Source organism: Leifsonia sp. GW821-FHT13C09 (assembly GCF_058806435.1).
Genome location: NZ_JBXAPS010000002.1, coordinates 505,319 through 528,471, shown reverse-complemented (window position 1 = coordinate 528,471; position 23,153 = coordinate 505,319). Strand labels below are relative to the sequence as shown.

Annotated in this window: 23 protein-coding genes; 16 read left to right on the top strand and 7 right to left on the bottom strand. The window is 72.0% G+C overall.

Translation table 11 applies throughout. From position 1 onward, the window contains the following. Positions 1–5: 5 nt before the first annotated feature. Positions 6–527: a MarR family winged helix-turn-helix transcriptional regulator gene (locus AC1ROW_RS10705; protein ID WP_493018868.1), complete on the bottom strand. Its 522-nt coding sequence runs from the start codon at positions 525–527 to the stop codon at positions 6–8. Between the two features lie 101 nt (positions 528–628). On the opposite strand from AC1ROW_RS10705, the gene AC1ROW_RS10700 reads away from it, so the two are divergent. The 6 genes from AC1ROW_RS10700 to AC1ROW_RS10675 all read left to right on the top strand — a co-directional run bounded on the left by AC1ROW_RS10700 (position 629) and on the right by AC1ROW_RS10675 (position 7,496). Next, positions 629–1,198 carry an NADPH-dependent F420 reductase gene (locus AC1ROW_RS10700; protein ID WP_493018867.1) on the top strand — a complete coding sequence of 190 codons (570 nt, stop codon included), beginning with the start codon at positions 629–631 and terminating at the stop codon, positions 1,196–1,198. 116 nt (positions 1,199–1,314) lie between these two features. Further along, positions 1,315–2,313: a LacI family DNA-binding transcriptional regulator gene (locus tag AC1ROW_RS10695; RefSeq protein WP_493018866.1), complete on the top strand. Its 999-nt coding sequence runs from the start codon at positions 1,315–1,317 to the stop codon at positions 2,311–2,313. Positions 2,314–2,535: 222 nt separating this feature from the next. Then, positions 2,536–4,152, top strand: coding sequence for a xylulokinase (locus AC1ROW_RS10690; protein WP_493018865.1), 1,617 nt, complete (start codon positions 2,536–2,538; stop codon positions 4,150–4,152). Further along, positions 4,149–4,865 (top strand): L-ribulose-5-phosphate 4-epimerase, encoded by a 717-nt coding sequence (locus AC1ROW_RS10685; RefSeq protein ID WP_493018864.1) that lies wholly within the window; start codon positions 4,149–4,151, stop codon positions 4,863–4,865. Before AC1ROW_RS10690 ends, AC1ROW_RS10685 begins: the two co-directional genes overlap by 4 nt. Beyond that, positions 4,865–6,382: an L-arabinose isomerase gene (gene araA / locus AC1ROW_RS10680; protein ID WP_493018863.1), complete on the top strand. Its 1,518-nt coding sequence runs from the start codon at positions 4,865–4,867 to the stop codon at positions 6,380–6,382. The genes AC1ROW_RS10685 and araA overlap by 1 nt, the downstream gene beginning before the upstream one ends. A gap of 274 nt (positions 6,383–6,656) precedes the next feature. After that, positions 6,657–7,496 carry an SDR family oxidoreductase gene (locus tag AC1ROW_RS10675; protein ID WP_493018862.1) on the top strand — a complete coding sequence of 280 codons (840 nt, stop codon included), beginning with the start codon at positions 6,657–6,659 and terminating at the stop codon, positions 7,494–7,496. 67 nt (positions 7,497–7,563) lie between these two features. On the opposite strand, the gene AC1ROW_RS10670 is transcribed toward AC1ROW_RS10675, so the two are convergent. Next, entirely contained in the window at positions 7,564–9,243 is a 1,680-nt protein-coding gene (locus AC1ROW_RS10670) for a phospholipase C (protein WP_493018861.1), read from the bottom strand. Positions 9,244–9,491: 248 nt separating this feature from the next. On the opposite strand from AC1ROW_RS10670, the gene AC1ROW_RS10665 reads away from it, so the two are divergent. Then, positions 9,492–9,782 (top strand): hypothetical protein, encoded by a 291-nt coding sequence (locus AC1ROW_RS10665; RefSeq protein ID WP_493018860.1) that lies wholly within the window; start codon positions 9,492–9,494, stop codon positions 9,780–9,782. A 34-nt stretch (positions 9,783–9,816) separates the two neighbouring features. Here AC1ROW_RS10665 and AC1ROW_RS10660 read toward each other — a convergent pair whose 3' ends face one another. Then, positions 9,817–9,999, bottom strand: coding sequence for a hypothetical protein (locus AC1ROW_RS10660; RefSeq protein ID WP_493018859.1), 183 nt, complete (start codon positions 9,997–9,999; stop codon positions 9,817–9,819). A gap of 63 nt (positions 10,000–10,062) precedes the next feature. Here AC1ROW_RS10660 and AC1ROW_RS10655 point away from each other — a divergent pair, with 63 nt between their 5' ends. From AC1ROW_RS10655 to AC1ROW_RS10640, 4 genes are all read left to right on the top strand, one after another. Continuing rightward, positions 10,063–10,776, top strand: coding sequence for an esterase/lipase family protein (locus AC1ROW_RS10655; RefSeq protein ID WP_493018858.1), 714 nt, complete (start codon positions 10,063–10,065; stop codon positions 10,774–10,776). Positions 10,777–10,879: 103 nt separating this feature from the next. Further along, positions 10,880–11,281, top strand: coding sequence for an META domain-containing protein (locus AC1ROW_RS10650; protein WP_493018857.1), 402 nt, complete (start codon positions 10,880–10,882; stop codon positions 11,279–11,281). Between the two features lie 63 nt (positions 11,282–11,344). Next, on the top strand, positions 11,345–12,769 hold the full coding sequence (gad, locus tag AC1ROW_RS10645) for a glutamate decarboxylase (protein WP_493018856.1): 1,425 nt from the start codon (positions 11,345–11,347) through the stop codon (positions 12,767–12,769). Between the two features lie 9 nt (positions 12,770–12,778). Next, positions 12,779–13,387 (top strand): hypothetical protein, encoded by a 609-nt coding sequence (locus AC1ROW_RS10640; protein ID WP_493018855.1) that lies wholly within the window; start codon positions 12,779–12,781, stop codon positions 13,385–13,387. Here the strand turns inward: AC1ROW_RS10640 and AC1ROW_RS10635 are convergent. Then, a complete protein-coding gene (locus AC1ROW_RS10635) occupies positions 13,360–14,265 on the bottom strand; it encodes an SDR family oxidoreductase (protein ID WP_493018854.1) in 906 nt (301 codons plus the stop codon). The two genes, AC1ROW_RS10640 and AC1ROW_RS10635, sit on opposite strands and share 28 nt — an antisense overlap. A gap of 134 nt (positions 14,266–14,399) precedes the next feature. On the opposite strand from AC1ROW_RS10635, the gene AC1ROW_RS10630 reads away from it, so the two are divergent. Further along, positions 14,400–14,960 (top strand): TetR family transcriptional regulator, encoded by a 561-nt coding sequence (locus AC1ROW_RS10630; protein WP_493018853.1) that lies wholly within the window; start codon positions 14,400–14,402, stop codon positions 14,958–14,960. A gap of 89 nt (positions 14,961–15,049) precedes the next feature. Here the strand turns inward: AC1ROW_RS10630 and AC1ROW_RS10625 are convergent, their stop codons facing one another. After that, positions 15,050–16,042, bottom strand: coding sequence for an aldo/keto reductase (locus tag AC1ROW_RS10625; RefSeq protein WP_493018852.1), 993 nt, complete (start codon positions 16,040–16,042; stop codon positions 15,050–15,052). 41 nt (positions 16,043–16,083) lie between these two features. Between AC1ROW_RS10625 and AC1ROW_RS10620 the strand changes: the two genes are divergently transcribed. Both AC1ROW_RS10620 and AC1ROW_RS10615 read left to right on the top strand, forming a co-directional pair. After that, positions 16,084–17,223, top strand: coding sequence for a low temperature requirement protein A (locus AC1ROW_RS10620; RefSeq protein WP_493018851.1), 1,140 nt, complete (start codon positions 16,084–16,086; stop codon positions 17,221–17,223). A 37-nt stretch (positions 17,224–17,260) separates the two neighbouring features. Further along, entirely contained in the window at positions 17,261–18,208 is a 948-nt protein-coding gene (locus tag AC1ROW_RS10615; protein WP_493018850.1) for a hypothetical protein, read from the top strand. A 1-nt stretch (position 18,209) separates the two neighbouring features. On the opposite strand, the gene rimK is transcribed toward AC1ROW_RS10615, so the two are convergent. Next, positions 18,210–19,415, bottom strand: a complete 1,206-nt coding sequence (rimK, locus tag AC1ROW_RS10610) for a 30S ribosomal protein S6--L-glutamate ligase (protein ID WP_493018849.1) — start codon at positions 19,413–19,415, stop codon at positions 18,210–18,212. Between the two features lie 25 nt (positions 19,416–19,440). Here rimK and AC1ROW_RS10605 point away from each other — a divergent pair, with 25 nt between their 5' ends. Together AC1ROW_RS10605 and AC1ROW_RS10600 are read left to right on the top strand one after the other, a co-directional pair. Next, complete coding sequence (locus tag AC1ROW_RS10605; protein WP_493018848.1) at positions 19,441–19,914, top strand: ATP-dependent zinc protease family protein; 474 nt, start codon at positions 19,441–19,443, stop codon at positions 19,912–19,914. Between the two features lie 10 nt (positions 19,915–19,924). Next, on the top strand, positions 19,925–21,319 hold the full coding sequence (locus AC1ROW_RS10600; protein WP_493018847.1) for an MFS transporter: 1,395 nt from the start codon (positions 19,925–19,927) through the stop codon (positions 21,317–21,319). A 312-nt stretch (positions 21,320–21,631) separates the two neighbouring features. Here the strand turns inward: AC1ROW_RS10600 and AC1ROW_RS10595 are convergent, their stop codons facing one another. Beyond that, positions 21,632–23,152 carry an ATP-dependent DNA ligase gene (locus AC1ROW_RS10595; protein ID WP_493018846.1) on the bottom strand — a complete coding sequence of 507 codons (1,521 nt, stop codon included), beginning with the start codon at positions 23,150–23,152 and terminating at the stop codon, positions 21,632–21,634. Position 23,153 lies beyond the last annotated feature (1 nt).

The following is a 23,153-nucleotide window of genomic DNA, read 5'->3' as shown; positions in this document are numbered from 1 at the left end:
ATGCGCTACGCGCTCGCGCGTGCGCCCTCCGCGGCCTCCACGATGGCGGCGCAGGCGTCGGAGGGGCGCCGCGCGGGGTCGATCGCGCCGACGAGCGCGGCGGAGATATCCGCCAGCTGCTCCACCTGCTCGGGCCGGAGCGCGCCGAGGATGCGGTCGCGCACGGTCTCCAGATGCCCGGGCGCGGCGTCCGCCACCATCGCCACGCCGGCGTCGGTGAGGACGGCGTTCGTCGCGCGCCCGTCCTCCTCGCAGGGCATCCGCCTGACCAGGTCGCGGGCCTCCAGCCGGGTGATCACGTGGCTGAGGCGGGAGACCGAAGCGTTCGTCGCCGTCGCGAGGGCGCTGAGGCGCATCCGCCGGTTCGGCTCCTCAGCGAGGCGGGAGAGCACGAAGTACTCGTAGTGCGTCGCTGCGGCGTCGCGGGCGAGCTGCCCGTCGAGCACGGGGGGCAGAAGCTGCGTGAGCGCGACGAGGCCCAGCCAGGCGTCGCGTTCGCGACCGGCGAGCTCCTCGTTCGTCGTCATGCTTAGCATTGTATCGCAATACTTGACGCTTCAAGTAATTGGGGGTATCTTTTAGTTGAAGCGTCAACAAAAGTGGACGCGGGACTCGAGAAGGAGAACTCATGACCACGGTCAGCATCATCGGGAACGGCAACATGGCGAAGGCGATCGGCGGCGTCCTGGCCGCGGGCGGCAGCACGGTCGAGTACCTGGGCCGCGCAGGCGGAGCGGTCGAGGGCTCGATCGTGGTGCTGGCTGTTCCGTACCCGGAGGTCGACGCGGTCCTCGCCACCTACGGCGACCAGCTGGCGGGGAAGACCGTGGTCGACATCACCAACCCGGTCGACTTCGCGACCTTCGACGGCCTGACCGTCCCGGCCGACTCGTCCGCCGCAGCGACGATCGCCGCCGCCCTGCCCGAGTCGCGCGTGCTCAAGGCCTTCAACACGACCTTCGCCGCCACGCTCGCCTCCGGCACCAACGGATCGCACACGACCACGGTGCTGATCGCCGGTGACGATGACGACGCCAAGGCGGAGCTCGCCGCGCTCGTCCGCGCGGGCGGCCTGAACGCGGTCGACGCCGGCGCCCTCAGCCGCGCCCGCGAGCTGGAGGCCCTCGGCTTCCTGCAGATCACGCTCGCCGCCGCCGAGCGCGTCTCGTGGACGGGCGGCTTCGCCGTCGTGGCGTAGCCACCGTAGGATCCCGGACCGCATCCTCCCGAGGGGAACGTCCTTCGCGCTTCCCGCCCCGGAAGCGACGACGGCGTGCCCCTCGAGGCGGCCAGGCCGCCCACTAGGGTGTGGATGTGAGTGAGAGCGGACGAGCACCGGGCGTGCGGGAGGTCGCGGCCGCGGCGGGCGTCTCGCGGCAGACGGTCTCGCGCGTGCTCAACGACCATCCGAGCATCCGGCCGGGAACGCGCGAGCGGGTGCTGGCGGCGATGGCCGACCTCAACTTCCGGCCCAACCGGGCCGCGCGCATGCTCACCACCGCCCGTTCGCGGACCATCGGCGTGCTGGCGTCGTCGGCGTCCTCCCTGTTCGGCCCGGCCTCCAGCATCGACGCCGTCGAGCAGGCCGCGCGCGACGCGGGCTACTTCGTGACCGTCGCGCACGCGGCCTCCCTCGATCCCGCGGACCTCGGCGCGGCCGTCGACCACCTCGGGGCGCAGTCCGTCGAAGGCGTCATCGTCATCGCTCCGCAGCGGGCGGTGCAGGAGGCCATGGCCGCGTTCTCGCTGGCGGTCCCGTCGGTCACCCTGCACGGCGCCGGGGTCGCGGGCGACGAGGGCGTCTTCGTCGACCAGGTGGAGGGCGCGCGGCTGGCCACCCGCCACCTGATCGCGCGTGGTCACACGCGGATCGCGCACCTCAGCGGTCCCGGCGACTGGTCGGAGGCGCGGGCGCGCCGCGACGGCTACCTCGCCGAACTGGCTGCCGCCGGGCTGGACCCGCTTGTCTCCCGCGACGGCGATTGGACCGCCGCCTCGGGAGCGGCGATCGGTGCGGAGCTGCTCGCCGACCCGGACCTGACGGCGGTGTTCTCCTCGAACGACCAGATGGCGCTCGGGCTGCTGCACGCGGCGCGGGAGCGGGGGCGCCTGGTGCCCGAGTACCTCGCAGTCGTGGGCTTCGACGACATCCCGGAGGCCGCGTACTTCGCGCCGCCGCTGACGACCGTGCGGCAGGACTTCGCCGAGCTGGGTCGCCGCGGCGTCGCGCGTCTGGTCGCGCTCATCGAAGGCCGCGAGCTCGCCTTCGACGCCCCCGTCGCGCCGGTGCTGGTGATCCGCGACTCGGCTTGACACCCTCCGACATTCGTAACGAATGTCGCGTTTGCCCCCACCAAACCCGCGATTCGTGACGAATGCGCACGACGCGATTCGTGACGAATGTCGCGTTTGCGCGGGTGAGAGCCGCGATTCGGCACGAATGCGGGCGCCGGCGGAGGCGGCTTGACAGGGGGCGTGGGTGCGGGGGAGACTTTTACGACGCAATGTGACCGGTCACAACAGAGTGAGAGAACGATGAACACCCACCGCGACGCCCTCGTCGCCGGACGCACGGCCCTCGGCATCGAGCTCGGCTCGACCCGGATCAAGGCCTGCCTTGTCGACGCCGACGACCCCGCGACCGTCCTCGCCGTCGGCTCCCACGACTGGGAGAACGTCTTCGCCGATCGGGTCTGGACCTACTCCCTCGACGCCGTCTGGTCCGGCCTCCAGGCCGCCTATGCCGCGCTCGTCGCGGACGCGGAGGCGCGCCACGGCGTCCGCCCGCGGACCTTCGGCGCCATCGGCGTCTCCGCGATGATGCACGGCTACCTCGCATTCGACGCCGCGGGGGAGCTGCTGGTCCCGTTCCGCACCTGGCGCAACACCACGACCGGCCCGGCGAGCGCCGAGCTCAGCGCGCTGTTCGGCGTCAACATCCCGCTGCGCTGGTCGATCGCCCACCTCCACCAGGCCGTCCTCGACGCCGAGCCGCACCTGGAGCGGCTGCACTCGATCACCACGCTCGCCGGCCACGTCCACGAACGCCTCACCGGGCGCCGCGTGCTCGGCGTCGGCGACGCGTCCGGGATGTTCCCGATCGACCCGGCCACGAAGACCTACGACACGGAGCTGGTCGCCCGCTACGACGACCTCGTGCGGGACAGGGCCACGCTGCCGGCGCTCCGGGACCTTCTGCCCGACGTCCTCGTCGCCGGCGAGGCCGCCGGTGAGCTCACCCCCGCCGGCGCCCTCCTCCTCGACCCCTCGGGCGAGCTCCAGCCCGGCATCCCGCTCTGCCCGCCGGAGGGCGACGCCGGCACCGGCATGGTCGCCACCGCCTCGGTGGCCCCACGCACCGGCAACGTCAGCGCGGGCACGAGCATCTTCGCGATGGTGGTCCTGGAGCGGCCGCTCGCCGAGGCGCACCACGAGCTGGACCTGGTCACCACTCCCGCCGGCGACGCCGTCGCGATGGTGCACTGCAACAACGGGGCGAGCGAGCTGTCGGCGTGGGCCGGGCTGTTCGGGAGGTTCGCGGAGGCCGCCGGCGCGCCGGTCGCCGCCGATGCGGTGTTCGAGACGCTGTTCCGGGAGGCGCTCGACGGCGAGCCCGACGCGGGCGGCCTCCTCGCCTACAACTACCTGGCCGGCGAGCCGATCACGGGCCTGGACGAGGGCCGCCCGCTCGTCGTCCGCACCCCGGACAGCCGGCTCACGCTCGCCAATTTCGCCCGCGCGCAGCTCTACGGCGTGTTCGGGACGCTCGCCCTCGGGATGCGCGTCCTGCACGCGGAGGGAGCCGCTCTCGACCGGATGTTCGCGCACGGCGGGATGTTCCGCACGGCCGGCGTCGCGCAGCGCTTCCTCGCCGGGGCGCTGGACGCGCCGGTGTCCGTCGCCGACACCGCGTCGGAGGGCGGCGCGTGGGGCGTCGCGGTGCTCGCCGCGTACCTCCGGGCGGCCCGCGAGGGAACGTCGCTGAGCGTCTACCTCGACCGCGACGTGTTCGGAGGCTTCGCCTTCGAGACGGTGAACCCCCACCCGGGCGACGTGGCGGGATTCGCGGCGTACCTGGCCCGCTACCACGACGGACTGGCGGCCGAGCGCGCCGCCGTCGCCTCCATCGCTCTGAAGGGAGCCGCCCGATGACCGCCGAGACCCCTTCCGCACCCGAGTCCGACGCCACCCGTCGCACCCGCGAGCAGGTGGCCGCCCTCCACGCCGAGCTTGTCCGCTACGGCCTCGTCGTCTGGACCGGTGGCAACGTCTCAGGCCGGGTCCCCGGCGAGGACCTCTTCGTCATCAAGCCGAGCGGCGTCGACTACGACGACCTCGCGCCGGAGAACATGATCCTCTGCACCCTCGACGGGGAGGTCGTCCCCGGCTCGGTCGGATCCGACCGGTCCCCGTCCTCGGACACCGCCGCGCACGCCTACGTCTACCGCCACCTGCCCGAGGTCGGCGGCGTGGTGCACACCCACTCCACCTACGCCACTGCCTGGGCCGCCCGCGCCGAGCCGATCCCGTGCGTCATCACCGCGATGGCCGACGAGTTCGGCGGCGAGATCCCGGTCGGGCCGTTCGCGATCATCGGCGACGACTCCATCGGCCGCGGCATCGTCGCTACGCTGGAGGGCCACCGCAGCCGCGCGGTCCTCATGCAGAACCACGGCGTCTTCACGATCGGCCGCGACGCGAGAGACGCCGTGAAGGCCGCGGTCATGGCCGAGGACGTCGCCCGCACCGTCCACATCGCGCGGCAGGGCGGCCCGCTCGTCCCGATCCCGCAGGAGGCGATCGACAGCCTCTTCGACCGCTACCAGAACGTCTACGGACAGAACCCGGAAGGATCTCTCGCCTGATGCCGAAGCTCACGACCTCCCTCGACCACTACGAGGTCTGGTTCCTCACCGGCAGCCAGCACCTCTACGGACCGGAGACGCTCGCGCAGGTCGCCGAGCAGTCCCGCGCGATCGCCGACCGGCTGGGCGCGTCCGCCGACGTGCCGGTTCGCGTCGTCTGGAAGCCGGTGCTGACCGACTCCGACGCCATCCGCCGCATCGCGCTGGAGGCCAACGCCGACGACGCCGTGATCGGCCTGGTCGCCTGGATGCACACCTTCAGCCCCGCCAAGATGTGGATCGCCGGCCTCGACGCCCTCCAGAAGCCGCTGCTGCACTTCCACACCCAGGCGAACGTCGAGCTGCCGTGGGCCGAGATCGACTTCGACTTCATGAACCTCAACCAGGCCGCGCACGGCGACCGCGAGTTCGGCTACATCCAGACCCGCCTCGGCGTCCCGCGCACCACCGTCGTCGGCCACGTCAGCGACCCCGCGGTGACGCAGCGCATCGGCACCTGGACGCGCGCCGCCGCCGGCCACGCGGCCACCCGCTCCCTGAAGCTCGCGCGCTTCGGCGACAACATGCGCTTCGTCGCGGTGACGGAGGGCGACAAGACCGAGGCCGAGCTGCGCTTCGGTGTGCAGGTCAACACCTGGGGCGTGAACGAGCTGGCCGACGCGGTCGCCGCCGCCTCCGAGGACGCCGTCGACGCGCTGGTCGCCGAGTACGAGGACCTCTACGACGTCGTCCCCGAGCTCCGCCGCGGCGGTGAGCGGCACCAGTCGCTGCGCGACGGGGCCGCGATCGAGCTCGGGTTGCGGTCGTTCCTGGAGGAGGGCGGCTTCGGCGCCTTCACCACCAGCTTCGAGGACCTCGGCGCGCTGAAGCAGCTCCCCGGCCTCGCCGTGCAGCGGCTGATGGCGGAGGGCTACGGCTTCGGCGCCGAGGGCGACTGGAAGACGGCCATCCTGGTCCGCGCGGCGAACGTCATGGGCGCCGGCCTCCCCGGCGGCGCCTCTCTGATGGAGGACTACACCTACGACCTCACCCCCGGCGGCGAGCGCATCCTGGGCGCGCACATGCTGGAGGTCTCGCCGTCGCTGACCAGCGCGAAGCCTACCCTGGAGGTGCACCCGCTCGGAATCGGCGGCAAGGACGACCCGGTCCGACTGGTCTTCACCGCCGACCCCGGCCCCGCCGTGGTCGTGGCCCTGTCGGACATGCGCGACCGGTTCCGGCTCGTCGCCAACGTCGTGGAGGTCGTCGAGCCGACCGCGCCGCTGCCGAAGCTCCCAGTCGGCCGCGCGGTGTGGAAGCCGGCCCCCGACTTCACCACCTCGGCGACTGCGTGGCTGGAGGCCGGCGCCGCCCACCACACCGTGATGAGCACCGCGGTCGGCATCCAGGCGTTCGAGGACTTCGCCCGCATGGCCCGCACCGAGCTGCTCATCATCGACGAGACCACGACGCTCCGCGCCTTCTCCCGTGAGCTCGACTGGAACGCCGCCTACTACCGCCTAGCCCGCGGCCTCTAGCGGCCGCCCCCCAACTCCCGGCCGCCGCCCTGTCATCGGCGTGCGGCGGCCGGGTCCCACCTCCCGCAACAGCTGGCTCCGGAGTTGTGCACGCGACACGCCGCGCCTGGACGTACACAACTCCGGAACGGATTGCGGCGGGTCAGGAGACGGGCTCGACGGGGGCTGGAGTTCGGTGAGCCAGTCGGGGGTCAAGCGCGGGAGCCGAGGCACGCTGGACGCGGCGGCGTCCCCTGACCGATCATGTGGGGACACGGGTGGGGAGGAGCACACCATGACCATCGCAGTCACAGGAGTCACGGGCACGGTCGGCCGCCTTGCGGCGTCCGAACTCGCGGAGGCCGGCGTCCGCTTCCGCATGCTCGCGCGCTCGCCGGAGCGCGCCCCGCGCTTCCCCGACGCCGAGGTGGTCGCCTCCACGTACGCCGACGGCGACTCGGTGCGTGCCGCGCTGGAGGGCGTCGACACCGTCCTCATGGTCTCGGCGGCCGAGAACGAGCAGCGGCTCCTCGAGCACTTCGCGTTCGTGGACGCCGCGGCCGACGCCGGCGTGCGGCACATCGTCTACACGTCGTTCTTCGGGGCCGCGCCCGACGCGACCTTCACTCTCGCCCGCGATCACTACGCCACCGAGGAACGGATCAAGGCGACCGGGATGGCGTACACCTTCCTGCGCGACGACCTCTATCTGGACTTCGTGGAGTTCATGGTCGGCGACGACGGAGTGATCCGCGGGCCGGCCGGGCACGGCAAGGCGGCCATGGTCGCGCGCGCGGACGTCGCCCGGGTGGCCGCGACCGCGCTCCTGAGCCCCGAGCGGCACCGGAACGTCACCTACGACCTCACCGGACCGGAGGACCTGACGATGGCGCAGGTCGCAGAGAAGCTGACGGCCCACCTCGGCCGAGCCGTCTCGTTCCACGATGAGACGATCGAGGAGGCCTACGCCTCGCGCAAGAAGTGGGACGCCCCGCAGTGGCAGTACGACGCCTGGGTGTCCACGTACACCGCGATCGCCGCCGGGGAGTTCGCCGGCCCGAGCGGCGATGTCGAGCGCGTCACCGGCCGCCGGCCGCTCTCGCTCGACGAGTTCCTGACCTCCCGCCCCGAATGAAACCGCCGAGTACGCAGATTGTCTGCGTACTCGGCGGTTTCCGACCGATTATGTGCGTACTCGGCCGCTAGTGGTTGTCGTCGCCGTCGCGGTCGTCGTCGTGGTCGTGCGTGGGCACGACCTGGGTGACGGAGCCGGAGGCAGGGTCGAGCAGCACTTGGCGCCGCTGCGGGTGCTTCCAGTCGAACAGGCCGTTCAGCGAGCCGGCGCGGGCGTCGAACGACGCGTCGCCGATCCGGCCGGTGCCCCAGTTGTCCTCGATGAACTTCAGCGGGCTGGTCTGCTCGATCGCGGTGTGGTCGACCTTGTTCTGAGCGGCCCACGGCGAGACCACGAGGAACGGCAGGCGCTGGCTCGGGCCGCAGCGGTCGGCGTAGCCGCCGGCGATCGTCGTCACGCCGGTGCAGACCGCGGAGTCGACGGCCGGGTCGTTCGAGCCGTTGGCGACGGTCGGCGCGACGTGGTCGTACCAGCCGTCCGAGTCGTCGTAGGTGACGACGACAGCGGTGCTCTTCCAGTCCTTGGACTTCTGGAGGGCGTTGATCTCGTTGACGAGGAACTTCTGCTCGTCCAGCGGGTCGGAGTAGCCGGCGTGGCCGTCCTGGGCCTCCGGGGCCTTCAGGAACGAGACGGCGGGCAGGTTGTTCGCCGCGAGCGCCTTGTCGAACGAGGTCAGGTCGTACTGGTGGTTGGCCTGGTCGGTGTGACCGATCGCCTGGGTCGAGATCGGCGGCAGGTGGTGCGGGTTCGACGTGGACTTGTAGTACGCGAACGGGTTGTGGTGCGGCGAGTAGTCCTTCGGCGTCGCGCCACCGATGTTCGTGGTGGTCGCGTCGCACTTGGCGTAGCTGCCGGCCTGGCCGTTCCACGCGGTGGTCGGCGTGAAGCCGCCCTGGAACCAGCCCCAGCTGACGCCGTGCGCGTTGAGCAGGTCGCCGACGTTCTTGCCGGCCATGCCGACCAGTGCCGAGGTGGAGGTGTGGTCGCTGCCCGAGCAGTCGTCGTAGACCGGGTCGGGGTCGCCGATCACGGTGCCGACGCCCGCGGCGTTCTTCGACACGACCGACGTGGAGGCCGGGAGGACCGCCCCGGTCTTCGGGTCGTAGGCGGTGCCGCCGTGGGTCTGACCCGAGATCAGGTTGAGCGCGCCGGGGGTCGACGGGCCGAACGTGGTGTCCCACATGTTGTCGCTCATCGCGTAGTTCTGCGCGTAGTTCCACAGCCCGGTGACGGTGTTGCCGTCGTAGTAGTCCATGACCAGGCCCGGCTTGCCGAACGCGCCGGCGCAGCTATCGGTGGAGGTCTTCTGGACGAACTGGTCCATCTTGCCGTTGTCCACCGCGGCCTGTTCGGCGGCGTAGGCGTGGTCCTGGTCGCAGGTGAGCGCCTGCGCCGGGCTCAGCCGCGACGGCGGGTACAGGTTCGGGTTGCTGGTGAGAGTGCCGCTGGTGACGAGCGTGTTCGCCTTCGGGGTGCCCGGGGCCGCCGTGAACGTCGTGCCGTCGGTGTTGGCCGCCTTCGGGTAGGTGCCGAAGTAGTGGTCGAACGAGACGTTCTCGTTGAAGATCACGACGAGGTGCTTGATCGGGGTCTGGGTCCGTGTGGAGTGGTCGGACGTCCCATGGGCGGGGAACGCCGATGCGGGGGCGACGGTGAGGACACCGGCTCCGACGAGGGTCGCCGCGCCGAGCAGCGCCAGCCCGGCCGAGGCGACCGGGCGGCGGCGCAGACGATGGAGTCTGGACACGATTCCTGCTTCCTTCTGTTCAGTGGGTGTTGCGGGGGCCACGCCGAGCCTAGGAGCGCCCTGTGCGTCGGCGGAGGGTGCTTCATGCGCTGTTCACCAGACCGTCACGGCAGGGTCCCCGAATGGGGGTGGTCGCCGATGTCGCCCCGCGGAGAACGGTTGTCCCACTGGACATGATCCGAATTGCGCGTAACGTTCGTGAATTTGGGTTCTTCAAAAGAGAGCGTGCCCATGAGACGATCGGTTTCATGAAGGATTCTCACGCTATTGAAGTCGCTGAGCCCGCGTCCGCTCACGGCCCCGGTCGTGCGCCTGCAGGAATCCCCCTGACGATCCGCCTCGGCGAGCGCGAGTTCGCCGCCCTGGTCCGCATCGCCCGCCATCGGGAGACGACAGCCGCCGGCCTGGTCGAACAGCTTGTGCTGCACGCGCTGAGCCGCGCCGAGGTCCCGCCGCCCGCCGAGTCGCACCCGGCCCGAAAGCACACCACCTACGAGGAGGCCACGGCGGGCTTCCGCGCCGACGCCGGGGTCAGCTGACGCCTCCGGCGCCAGAGTGCGCGGGAGCCGGGGGTCAGCGATTCAGTTCGGAGTGGCCGAGCAGGTGCACGGGGATGCCGAACGACAGCGCCACGCAGACGATCCCGGCGAAGAAGACCAGCCCCTGCCAGGCGGGGAGCGTGTCCGCGAGGCCCAGCAGGAACAGCCCCACCAGGAAGAGCACGAAGCACAGGATGAATGCGATCACATCGCCCATGCCGCAACTATCCACCCGGCCCCGGAGGTTGGCAAGAGCGCAGGACGGCGCGATGCTGGCGAGGTGGAAGAGAACGCGCGCCCTGACCTGGTAAGGGCCGCGCTGCTCTTCGTCCGCCGGGCGGCCGTGCTCCTCGCCGACTACGAGTACGTTCTACGGCACCAGCTCCGGGCGAACTTCGACCGCGACCCTCCCGAAGCGCTCGTCGACGAGGCGGGGGAGGGCGAACCGATCGTGCTGCTCCCCGGCATCTACGAGACCTGGCGCTTCCTGCACCCGCTCGCGCGCCGCCTCCACGCCGCCGGGCATCCCGTCCACGTCGTCACGTCGCTGGGGCACTTGGGCATGTCGCTCGAGGCGGCCGCCGACCAGGTGGAGAGCTACCTGCGGGAGCAGCACCTCAGCGGTGTGACCGTCGTCGGGCACAGCAAGGGCGGCCTCGTCGCCCGGCTGCTGCTCGGGAGGCCGGACGCGTCGGCGCGGATCCGCCGCGTGATCGCGATCGCCACCCCGTTCTCCGGCTCGAGGCTCGCCGCCTTGGTCCCGTTCCCGGCGGTGCGCGCTCTGCGGCGCGGCCACCCCGATCTGCTAAGGCTGGCGGCCGACGGCGTGGATGTCGGCCGGGTCGTGTCCATCTGGGGCTGGTACGACCCGCACATCCCGGGAGGCTGCGCGCTGCCGGGTGCGCGCAACCTCCGGATGCCGGTCGGCGGCCACTTCCGGATCCTCGGCAGCCCGACCGTCCTGGCGCTGGTGGACGAGCTCACGAGCGGATGAAGTCCCGGGTGACGACCCTGTTGCGCGCTCCTCGCGCGCCGCTATCCTCGGCCTCGTGACGCGGTCCGCAGCACGCGGACGGACCGCAGACGGGGAGGACGACATGACGCGAACGAACCGCCGGGCGCCGGCCCGGCTCGCCGGCGGCTTCCTCGCCACCGGCCTCCTCGCCACCGCGGCCCTCGCCCTCCTCGCCGGCTGCGCCGGCACCCCGAGCGGCGCGACGCTTGTCGGCACCTGGGGCTCGACGGCCGCGTCGCAGCCGAACCTCACCATCCAGAACGACGGCGCCTTCTCCGGCACGGACGGGTGCAACCGTCTGACCGGCAAGGGGTCCATCGACGGCGACACCATCACCTTCGGCCCGATCGCCAGCACCATGATGGCGTGCCAGGGGATCGACGAGTGGCTGGCGAAGGCCGCCTCCGGGACGGCCAGCGGCAACACCCTGACCGTCTACAACATCAGCGGCAGCAAGATCGGGACGCTCGAGAAGTCGAAATGATCGCGCTGCCGACAGGCAGGCCCCGCCGACCCGTGGCGGAGCCGAGGCAGAGAGGGGCGGCGCATGGCGCGGCTCGAGTCAGACATCCAGACGGCGAGCGGTGACACCCGGCTCGCCCCCGCCTACACCGGCCGCCTGTCGCGGAAGAGCCCGCCGGAGATCCTGCCGGACGACGCCACCGATCCGTCCAGCGCCTACCGGCTGATCCACGACGAGCTGCTCCTCGACGGCAGCTCGCGCCTCAACCTCGCCACTTTCGTCACGACGTGGATGGACCCGGAGGCCGAGATCCTGATGGCCGAGGCGTTCGACAAGAACATGATCGACAAGGACGAGTACCCGGCCACCGCGGCGATGGAGCGCCGCTGCGTCTCCATCGTCTCGGACCTCTTCCATGCCGAGCCCGGCGACCCGACCGGGGCCGCGACGATCGGGTCGAGCGAGGCCGTCATGCTCGCCGGCCTCGCGATGAAGTGGCGCTGGCGGGCGAAGCGGGCCGGGGTCTCCGGGAGCAGCGACCCGGGTGGCGTGCCGAACCTCGTGCTCGGCTCGAACGTGCAGGTGGTGTGGGAGAAGTTCTGCCGCTACTTCGAGGTGGAGCCGCGCTACCTCCCGGTCGCGAGGGGCCGCTACGTCATCACTCCGGAGCAGGTCACCTCCGCGGTCGACGAGAACACGATCGGCGTCGTCGGCATCCTCGGCACCACCTACACCGGCGAGCTGGAGCCCATCGCGGCGATCTGCGACGCGCTCGACGCGCTCGCCGCCTCGGGTGGACCCGACGTGCCCGTGCACGTGGACGCGGCGAGCGGCGGCTTCGTGGTGCCGTTCCTGCACCCGCACCTGGAGTGGGACTTCCGGCTCCCGCGGGTGGTGTCGATCAACGTCAGCGGCCACAAGTACGGGCTGACGTACCCGGGGATCGGGTTCGTGGTGTGGCGCTCGCCGGAGTACCTGCCGGAGGACCTGGTCTTCCGGGTCAACTACCTCGGCGGGGACATGCCGACCTTCACGCTCAACTTCTCCCGCCCCGGCAACCAGATCGTCGGGCAGTACTACAACTTCGTGCGGCTCGGCCGGTCGGGGTACACCGCGATCATGGAGGCGCTGCGGGACACCGCGCTGCTGATCTCGAGGGGTCTCGCCGAGGACCGGGCGATCGAGGTCATCACCGACGGCTCCGCGATCCCCGTCATCGCGTTCGCGCTGAAGGACGGCACGCCGTACACGGTCTTCCAGGTGTCGCACGAGCTCCGTGCCCGCGGCTGGCAGGTGCCCGCGTACACGATGCCCGATGACGCGACCGACGTCGCCGTGTTGCGGATCGTCGTGCGCGACGGCTTCAATGCCGACCTCGCCCAGGACCTCGTGAACGACATCCGCGCGGTGTGCGCCGAGCTGGGGGAGCAGGCCGAGAAGGCCGGCACGACCGAGGTCGCCGCCAAGGCGACGGAGTCCGCCCGCACGCGGACGCACTTCGCGCACTAGCGGGCCGGCGTGAGCGACGGAGGGGGCGCCGGGGAGCGGAGGAGACTCCTGCTCTCCGACGCCTCCTTCGCCGCGGGGTCGGTGTGTTTCGCGGTCGCAGCGCTGCCGTCGGTCGCGGCCGCGCTCGGGGCGGTCGCCACGAACGTGGTGTTCGTGGTCGGCTCGGTGTTCTTCACCCTGGGCGCGGGGTTGGCGCTCGGTGTGCCGAACCGGAGCTCGTCCATCATCCAGTTCGTCGGGACGCTGTTCTTCAACCTCAGCACGTCGATCGCGCTCGCCGCGGCGATTTCCGCGGGAGCGCGCGGCGGCACCGGTTGGAGGCCGGACGCCTACGGGTCGATCTGCTTCCTCGTCTCCAGCCTGATCGCGGTGGCCGCGGTCGCCCGGCAGCGCGGGTCGCGCCGGGACGGAGCCGGCGCTGTGCTCAACCTGCTCGGCTCCGTCCTGTTCGGCTTCGCGGCCGTCGGGGCGTTCGAGCTGCCGGGGACCGACACCCTCCTCAGCTCGTTCTGGACGGGGGTGGGCACGGTCGGCGGCGCGGTCTGCTTCCTCGCCGCCGCCGTGCTCGGCCTACTGCCGGTCGATGCAGCTCAGCGCGCGGCGACGGCCTCGAAGTAGGAGCCGGATGCGAAGTCCTCCAGCAGGGTCGGCCCGGTCGGCGTCCAGCCGTAGCGCTCGCGGGTGAGTGCGCTGGAGGCCGGGATGTCCATTCCGAAGAACCGGCCGATCCAGCCGAAATGCGCGTCCACGTCCTCCGGCGCGATGGACTCGACCGGGAGGCCGAGCCCCTCGCCGATCGCCGCCGCGATGTCGCGGGCCGGGATGCCCTCCTCGCCGACCGCGTGCACACGCGCCGCCGGGGTGGCCTGCTCCAGCGCCAGCCGGACCAGCCGGGCGGCGTCGAGCCGGTGGACGGCCGGCCAGCGGTTGGAGCCGTCGCCGACGTAGCCGGCGACGCCCTTCTCGCGGGCGACGCGGACCAGCTCGGCGCTGAAGCCGTGGTCGCCGCGGCCGTGGACCGTTGGGGAGAACCGCAGCGCGACAGGCCGCACGCCGCGCTCGGCGTACTCGAACGCGAACGCCTCGCCGCCGCCGCGCGGAGCGTCCGCGCCGACGTAGGGCGACGGGACGTCCTCGGTCAGCACCTCGCCGGGACGTGCCACGATGCCCGACGCGAACAGGAACGGCCGGTCGGAGCCGGCGAGCTCGTCGCCGATCGTGGCGACCACGGCGCGCTCGGTGCGGCCGGCGCCGGCGTAGTCGGAGAAGTCGTGCTTGAAGCCGAGGTGGATGACCGCGTCGGAGGCGGCGGCGCCGGAGCGGATGCACTCCAGGTCGTCGAGCGACCCGGGGACGGCGGTCGCGCCGGTGGCGCGGATCCGCTCGGCGGAGGCCTCGGAGCGGGCGAGACCGGTCACCTCGTGACCGGCGGCGAGGAGTTCGGGGACGACGGCGGAGCCGATCCAGCCGGATGCTCCAGTGACGAAGACGCGCATGGGGATGACCTCCCGAGTCATGGGATCGTGGGTGGTGTTTGTTGATGTCAGTGACTGTCGTCAGTGACTGACATCACGATAGCACTGATGTCAGCAGCTGTCGTCACTTCGCCGGAAACCGCTAAGATTGCGGCGTGGGACGCTGGACACCGGATGCGCGCGGCCGCCTGGCGCAGGCGGCGATCGAGCTGTACACCGAGCGCGGCTTCGAGGGGACCACGGTCGCCGACATCGCCGAGCGCGCCGGGGTCACCGAGCGCACCTTCTTCCGGCACTACGCGGACAAGCGCGAGGTGCTGTTCGCCGGCTCGACCGCCCTGCAGGACGCCGTGCTCTCCGCCATCGCCGCCGCTCCGGAGGACGCGCCGCCGTTCGCCGTCGCCGCGGCCGGGATGCGCGCCGCGGCCGCACTGATCGACAGCGCCGGCGGGGAGTTCCCGCGCCGCCGCTCCGCGGTCATCGCGGCGAACCCGAGCCTGCAGGAGCGCGAGCTGCTGAAGCTGGCCGCGCTCGCCACCGCCTCCGGCGAGGCGCTGCGCGCGCGCGGCGTCGGCGAGCCGGCCGCCAGCCTCGCGGGTCAGGCCGCGGTGGGCGCGTTCCACGTGGGCTTCGCCCAGTGGATCGCTGGCCCCGCCGACGCGACGCTCACGTCCCACGTCGAGCAGGCCCTCGCGACCCTCCCCACCCTCGCGTAGCCCTCACCCATCGAATTGGCAGGACACGCCGCCTCGCGGCGCGCCCGCGCGGCATGTCCTGCCAGGTGGATGCCTGCGGAGCGACCGCGCTAGGCGAGCACGCGGTCGATCGCGGCGAGCTCGTCGGCGGTCAGCGCGGGCGCGGTCAGCGCACCGAGGTTCTGCTCGAGCTGCGCGACGCTGCTCGCGCCGATGATCGCGGACACCACCACCGGGTTCCGCAGCACCCACTGCAGCGCGAGCTGCGCCAGGGTCTGCCCGCGCCCCGCGGCGATGTCGTTCAGTGCGCGCACCTTCGCCAGCACGTCCTCGGTCAGATCCGACTCGTGCAGGAACACGCTGGTCACCGCGCGGGAGCCCTCCGGCACCCCGTTCAGGTAGCGGTCCGTCAGCATCCCCTGGGCCAGCGGCGAGAAGACGATCGCCGCCGCGCCCGCGGCCTCCACCGCGTCCAGGACGCCGTCCTCTACGTGCCGGTCGAACATCGAGTACCGCGGCTGGTGCAGCAGCAGCGGCGTCCCGGCGTCGGCGAGCAGCGCCGCCGCAGCCGTGGTCTGCTCGGGGTCGTAGTTGGAGACCCCGGTGTAGAGCGCCTTGCCCTGCGCGACGGCCGTCGTCAGCGCGCCCATCGTCTCCTCCAGGGGCGTCTGCGGGTCCGGACGGTGGTGGTAGAACACGTCCACGTACTCCAGCCCCAGCCGGCGGAGGCTCTGGTCGAGCGAGGACAGCAGGTACTTGCGCGAGCCGAAGTCGCCGTACGGCCCCGGCCACATCAGGTAGCCGGCCTTGGTCGACACCACGATCTCGCCGCGGTAGGCGCGCAGGTCGGTGGCGAGGATCCGGCCGAAGAACTCCTCGGCGGCGCCGGGAGGCGGTCCGTAGTTGTTGGCCAGGTCGAAGTGCGTCACGCCCAGGTCGAAGGCCCGCAGGACGATCGCGCGCTGGGTCTCGAACGACCGCGCGGTGCCGAAGTTCTGCCACAGCCCGAGCGAGAGCGGCGGGAGCTGGAGTCCGCTGAGTCCGGCGCGGCGGTAGGGCATCGAGTCGTAGCGGGCCGGATCGGCGACGAAAGGTGTGGGCATGGGGCCAGCCTAGACGGCGCCCCCACCGCTACCTTTGCCCTGTGAGCGGGGTGACCGGAGGCCGGATCGCGCGGGTGGCGTCGCGGGTGTCCACGATCGAGCTGCTGTTCGACCTGGTGTTCGTGTTCACGATCGGCCAGCTCACCGCCGTGATCGTGCAGAACCCCGGCGTGGAGGCCGTGCTGCGGGCCGCCGCCATCCTCGCCGTCGTCTGGTGGATGTACGACGCGTTCGCCTGGCTCACCAACCAGGCCGTGCCCGACACCGTCCCCGTCCGGCTGCTGCTGATCGCCGCGATGGCCGCCTTCCTCGTGCTGTCGCTCGCCATCCCCGACGTGTTCACCGGCTCGGGCGTGCTGTTCGGGGTCGCCTACCTGACGGTCGTGATCATCCACTCGGGGCTCTTCATCGCCCGGGGAGGCCGCGGCTCCGTGCGCGTGATGCTGCGCGTCGGGCCGCTGAACGCCGTCGCGGCGCTGCTGCTGATCGCCGCCGGCTACGCGACCGGCTGGCTGGAGTGGGTGCTGTTCCTCGCACCGCTGCTGCTGTTCCTGGTGAGCGGCCTGCTCGCGCGGTCGAGCCCGTTCGCCATCGGCGCCTCGCACTTCGTCGAGCGGCACGGCCTCCTGATGATCATCGCGTTCGGCGAGTCGATCGTCTCGGTCGGCGCCGGGCTCACGGCGTCCGGCCTTCGCCCGCAGGTGGTCCTCGGCGCCGTGGCCACGGTCGCGATGGTCGCGGCGCTGTGGTGGTGCTACTTCTCCGGCGACGACGAGCGGGCCGAGCGGTCGTTCGGCAGGGCGACCGGACGGCGCGGCACGACGCTCGCCCTCACCGCGTACTACGTCGCCCATTTCGTCATGCTGTTCGGCCTGGTCGGCGTCGCGGCCGGCCTGCACCTGTCGCTCGAGGACGCCTTCGCCCCGGTGACCCCCGCCGCGGCCTGGTTGCTCTCCGGAGGCGTCGCGGTCTACCTGGTCGGGGACGCCGAGTACCGTCGTGAGCTGCGGCTCGGGCCGTGGACGTACCGGCTCATCGGCGCCGCGGGCAGCCTCGCAGCAGGCTTTCTCGCAGCGTGGATGCTGCCGCTGCGGGCCGGCGAGCTGCCCGGCGTCGCCCTCATCGGGGCGCTCATCGCGATCGTCGTGCTCGTGTTGGTGGCCGAGCGAGCGCGGCGCTGACTCCCGACCGGCCGAGGGTCTGAGTAGCATGCCTGGCATGGACACCATCGAGTGGCTCCTCGACTCCGACCCGAGCATCCGCTGGCAGGTGCTCCGCGACCTCGCCGGCGCGTCCGACGAGACCGTCGCCGCCGAACGCGACCGGGTCGCCACCGAAGGCTGGGGAGCGCGGCTCCTCGACGCCCAGGGACCCGACGGCACCTGGGACGGCGGCGTCTACCGGCCGGGCTGGGCGCAGGAGGACCGCCCCTTCTTCGACGCCTGGACCGCCACCCACTTCACCCTGCAGCAGCTCGCCGACTTCGGCGTCGACCCTGCGCACCCGCGCGCACTGGAGGCCCTCTCCCACGTGCGCGACCACGTCCGGTGGGACCATGCCGGCGAACCCTACTTCGACGGCGAGACCGAGCCGTGCGTCAACGGCGTCGTGCTGGCGCTCGCCGTCTACTTCGGCCAGGACGGCGCGAACGTCGCCGCCACCCTCGCCGCCGGCCGCCTCGACGACGGAGCCTGGAACTGCTGGGCCGAGTACGGCGCCCGGGTGTCGTCGTTCCACTCCACGATCTGCGCCGTGGAGGGCCTGGCCGCCTGGAACGCGACCGGCCGCGGTGACGCGATGACGGCCGAGGCGCAGCGCACGGGCGAGGAGTACCTCCTGGCCCGCGGCCTGTTCCGGCGGCTGAGCACAGGCGAGGTCGCCGACCCGCGGATGACCATGGTCAGTCACCCGGTGCGCTGGTTCCACGACATCCTGCGCGGGCTGGAGCACTTCCGCACCGTCGACCGCCGCGACCCGCGCCTCGCGGAGGCCGTGGAGCTGCTGCGCGGCAAGGCCGACGCCGACGGGCTCTGGAACCTGGAGAACCGGCACGAGGGTCCGACCTGGTTCGACTTCGGCGAGAACGAGGGGATGCCGAGCCGCTGGATCACGCTGCGGGCGCTGCGCGTGCTGCGCTGGTGGGACGCGGGCACGCCCGCGGCCTGACTCACACCGACGTGGTGGCCGCCTCCGCCAGGTGGTCCTTCGGCAGCCTCCGCACCTTCTGGCGCCGCTTCCGCCGGTCGGGGATCATCGACCGCATCTCCTCCAGCTTGCCGAAGCAGAGCAGCCGGTCGCCGGCCTGCAGTTCGACGCCGCTGCGCGGGTTCGGGATCACCGTCGCGCCGCGGTGCAGCGTGAGCACCGTGATGTCGCGGTCCCACAGCCCGGACTCCTTGATCGTCTTGCCGATCAGGTCGGCGTTGCCGTGCACGAGGAGTTCGGCGACGCCGTAGCCGCGGGAGACGCTCAGGCGCTGGCGGACGTCGATCTCCGGGAACGCCACCTGATTGTCGATGAAGTCGATGATCGCGCCTGCGACGTCGAGGCCGGTCGCCCGCTCGATGCCCTCCAGGCCGGGGGAGGAGTTGACCTCCATCACCAGCGGCCCCTCGTTGCCCTCCAGCATGTCCACGCCGGCGACCCGGAGGCCCATGATCTGGGCCGAGCGCACCGCGGCCTCCTCGTACTCCGGCGTCAGCTCGACCTTCTCGACCGTGCCGCCGCGGTGGACGTTGGAGCGGAACTCGTCGCCGCTCGCCACCCGACGCATGGCCGCGACCACGCGGTCGCCGACCACGAGCGCGCGGATGTCGCGGCCGCGGCTCTCCGAGATGAAGCTCTGGATGAGGACGTTCTGCTTGGTGGAGTGCAGCGTCTCCACGATCGACTCGGCGATCTTCGCCTCCGGCGCGAGGATGACGCCGATGCCCTGGGTGCCCTCCAGCAGCTTGATGACGACGGGCGCGCCGCCGACCTGCTCGATCGCCATGCGCACGTCGGCGCGGCTGTTCACGAACGTGGTCGCCGGCATCCCGATGTTGTGCCGCGACAGGATCTGGTTGGCCCGCAGCTTGTCGCGCGAGTTGGTGATGCCGTTCGCCGTGTTGGGCGTGTAGACGTCCATCTGCTCGAACTGCCGGACGACGGCGGTGCCGTAGTAGGTGATCGAGTTGCCGATGCGCGGCAGGACGGCGTCGTAGTCGGACAGCAGCCGGCCGCGGTACTGCAGGTCAGGCTCTTCGCCGGAGAGGTCGATCGCGAAGCGGAGCGTGTTCAGCACCTTGACGGTGTGGCCGCGGTCGCGCGCGGCCGCACGCAGCCGCTGGGTCGAGTACGCGTGCGGAGCGCGGGAGAGGATGGCGAGCTTCATCGATGGATCCTGCAAAGATAGGGGGATGGCCGGTGACCTCCATTCAAACACCCTCGTCGTGGGGTGGCGTGAATGGGCGAGCCTGCCCAGCATCGGCATTCCGTGGATCAAAGTCAAGATCGACACCGGGGCCCGCAGTTCGGCCCTGCACGCATTCGACCTGGAGGAGCTGCCCGGCGACCGCGTCCGGTTCATGGTGCACCCGTGGCAGGACGCGGACACCGACGCGTCGGTGGTCGAGGTGCCCATCCACGACCGCCGCGTCGTGCGCAGTTCGTCGGGTCACGCCGAGGACCGGATCGTCGTGCTGCTGGAGCTCGTGCTCGCCGGACGGACCGTCCTCGCCGAGACCACACTGAGCAACCGCGACCAGATGGGCTTCCGGATGCTCGTGGGGCGGGAGGCGCTGCGGCAGGGCTTCGTCGTCGACCCTGGGCGCTCGTTCCTCGCGGGGCGTGCGCCGCGGGATGTCCGGCGCCGCAATAGAGGCAGGCCGTAGCGTGACGCGCATGGCCGTGTCGTTCAGCCGCGGCCTCGCGCTCCTCGTGGCCGCCACGTTCTTCATGGAGAACCTGGACGGCACCATCATCCAGACCGCCGCCCCGACGATGGCGCGCGAGTTCGGCGTCGCCCCGGCCGACGTGAGCGTCGCGATGGTCGCCTACCTGCTGGCCGTGGCCGCGGGCATCCCGGCGACCGGCTGGCTGTCCCGCCGGCTCGGGATCCGGCCGGTGCTGCTGACCGCGATCGTCGTGTTCACGCTGGCGTCGCTGCTGTGCGCGTTCGCGCCGTCGCTGACGCTGCTGACGGTCGCGCGGGTGCTGCAGGGGATCGGCGGAGCGCTCATGGTGCCGGTCGGGAGGCTGGCGGTGCTGCGCGACATCGACCCCGTCGACCTCCTCGACGCGATCGCCTACCTCACCTGGCCAGCGCTGATCGCCCCGGTGATCGCGCCGGCGCTCGGCGGCATCCTGTCGGACACGATCGGCTGGCGCTGGATCTTCCTGATCAACCTCCCGTTCGGCGTCGCCGCGATCGTGGCAGGGCTGGTGCTCGTGCCGCACACCGAACGGCAGCGCGACCTCCCGTTCGACGGCCGCGGCTACGCGGCGATCGCGGTCGCGCTGGTGCTGCTGACCGCGGGCGCGGAGGGCCTGAGCGCCGAGGACGGCCGGCTCCAGCTCGCCGGTGGCGCGGCCATTCTGGTCGCCATCGCGGTCGGCTGGGCCGCGATCTCGTGGTCGCGCGGCCGCGAGCACGCGCTGTTCGACTGGAGCGTGCTGCGGCTGCACTCGTTCCGCGCAGGGAACATCAGCGGCGGCGTCTACCGGATGATCATCACGGGCGCGCCGTTCCTGTTCACCCTGCTGTTCCAGCTCGCCTACGGCTGGTCCGCGACCGTCGCCGGGCTCACGGTGATCGCGATCTTCGTCGGGAACCTGGCGATCAAGCCGTTCACGACGCCGCTCATCCGCCGGTACGGCTTCCGGACGGTGCTGATCTGGTCGAACCTGCTCGGGATGCTGGTGCTCGCCGCGTTCGTCGGCATCGGTCCCGCCGCGCCCCTGCCGGTGCTGCTCCTGCTGCTGGTGGCGAGCGGCGTGTTCCGGTCGATCGGGTTCAGCGCCTACAACACCCTCCAGTTCGCGGACGTGGAGGCCACGGACACCAACAACGCGAACACCCTCGCCTCCGCGCTGCAGCAGGTCGCGACCGCGCTGGGCCTCGCGGTGGTGGCCGTGTTCGTGCGCGCGTCCACCGCGGTGTCGGAGGGCGTCACCGGGTCGCCGCTGCCGGGGTACCACTGGGCGTTCGCGCTCGCGGCGGCGCTGCTGTTGATCCCGCTGGCGGGCGCCTTCCAGCTCCCGCACAACGCCGGCGCGCGCGCGACGGCCCGCCGCTAGCGGAGCCGCTGCTCATCTTCGCGGTTCGAGCCGCTCCTCCTCGGCGTCCTTCGCCTCCCGCCCCCGCCCCGCCCCGCCCCCCCCGCACGCAGCCAACGGAGGAGATCGCACCCCGCACGCCCGGGAACTCCTCCATTGGCTGCCCTCTCCCGGCGTGTCGCCCCGCATCTCCTCCGTTGCCCACATCCGTTGCGAAGGGAGGAGATGGCGGCCGACACGTTGGCTGCGTCCGGGGAGGTGGCGTGCGGGGGTGGCTGCGCGGCGGGGGAGGCTGCGCCGGGCGAGGCGGTATCGGGGGTGGCGGCGCGGCCGCTACTCGCGGAGCAGCGCGCGGAGCGTGCCGATCGTGTCGACCTCGGCCGCGGGCTTGTCGTCACGGTAGCGCTTGACACGGGCGAAGCGCAGCGCGATGCCGCCCGGGTAGCGCGACGAGCGCTGGACGCCGTCGATCGCGATCTCGACCACGGTCATCGGCGCCACCCAGACCGTGCCAGGCGTGCGGCGCACCTCGATCTTCTGGAACTCCTCGGTCTGCCAGCGCAGCAGCTCGTCGGTGAGGCCCTTGAACGTCTTGCCGACCATCACGAAGCCGCCCGGCTCGCCGAACGCGCCATCCGGGTCGCGCGCGCCCAGGTGGAGGTTGGAGAGCATCCCGGCCCGCCGCCCGGAGCCCCACTCGCAGGCGAGGACGACCAGGTCGTAGGTGAGCACCGGCTTGACCTTGATCCAGCTCGCGCCGCGCCGTCCCGCGGCGTAGGGCGAGTCGATCGCCTTGACGACGACGCCCTCCTGCCCGGCGGCGAGGGCGTCGCGGGAGACCCGCTCGGCCGTGTCCGGGTCGTCGGTGACCTCGCCGGGGATGCGGTGCTCGCCCGCGACGCGCTCCAGCTCCGCCAGGCGGACGGACAGCGGCTCGTCCAGCAGGTCGCGCCCGTCCACGTGGAGGATGTCGAAGAACCACGGGTGCAACAAGGTCTCGCGGCCCTCCGCGCCGAAGCGGCTCATGGTCTCCTGGAACGGCCGCGGGCCGCCGTCCTCGTCCAGCGCGAGCGTCTCGCCGTCGAGGACGAGGTCCCGGGCGGGCAGCCGCCGCACGATCTCCACCACCTCCGGGACGCGGTGGGTGATGTCCGCGAGCGTCCGGGTGAAGACGCGCACGCTGTCGCCCGAGCGGTGCACCTGGATGCGCGCGCCGTCGAGCTTGTACTCGACCGACGCACGGCCGGTCGTCTCCAGCGCGGCCGCGGCGGAGGGCGCGGTGGCCGCGAGCATCGGCAGCACCGGGCGGCCGACCTCCAGGCCGACCGACGCGAGCTCCTCCGCCGTCCCGGTCAGCGCCAGCACCGCGGTCGCGCCGAGGTCGCCGGTGAGCATGGCCGCCCGGCGCACGTCGGGCCCCGGCCGGTCGGCGGTGCGGGCGATCGCGTCGAGGAGCACGCCCTCGAGTGCGCCGGTGCGCATCTCCCCGAGCAGGACGCGGGCCAGGAGGTCCTGCTCGCCCGCGGTCGCGCGGGCCGCGAAGTCGCGCAGCGCGGCACTCCGTGCGCCAGCGGAGCCCTCCCCGCCGAGCGCGGCCAGCTCGCCGAGCAGCGTGTCCAGATCGAAGACGGTCAGCGTGGGCGAGTCAGCCGGCTCGCCGAGCACGGCGCCCACGCTGCGCCAGCCGACGCCGACCCGGCCCTGGCGCGGCTTGCCGACCAGGAACCCGACCGTCGGGGCGATCTCGTCGGGCTGCAGGTCGCCGAGCAGGCCCGCGAGGGCGTCGACTTTCGCCAGCCGCGAGCGCGTTCCCGCGACGGTCTCCAGCGTGGTGACGATCGTGTCGAGGAGCACA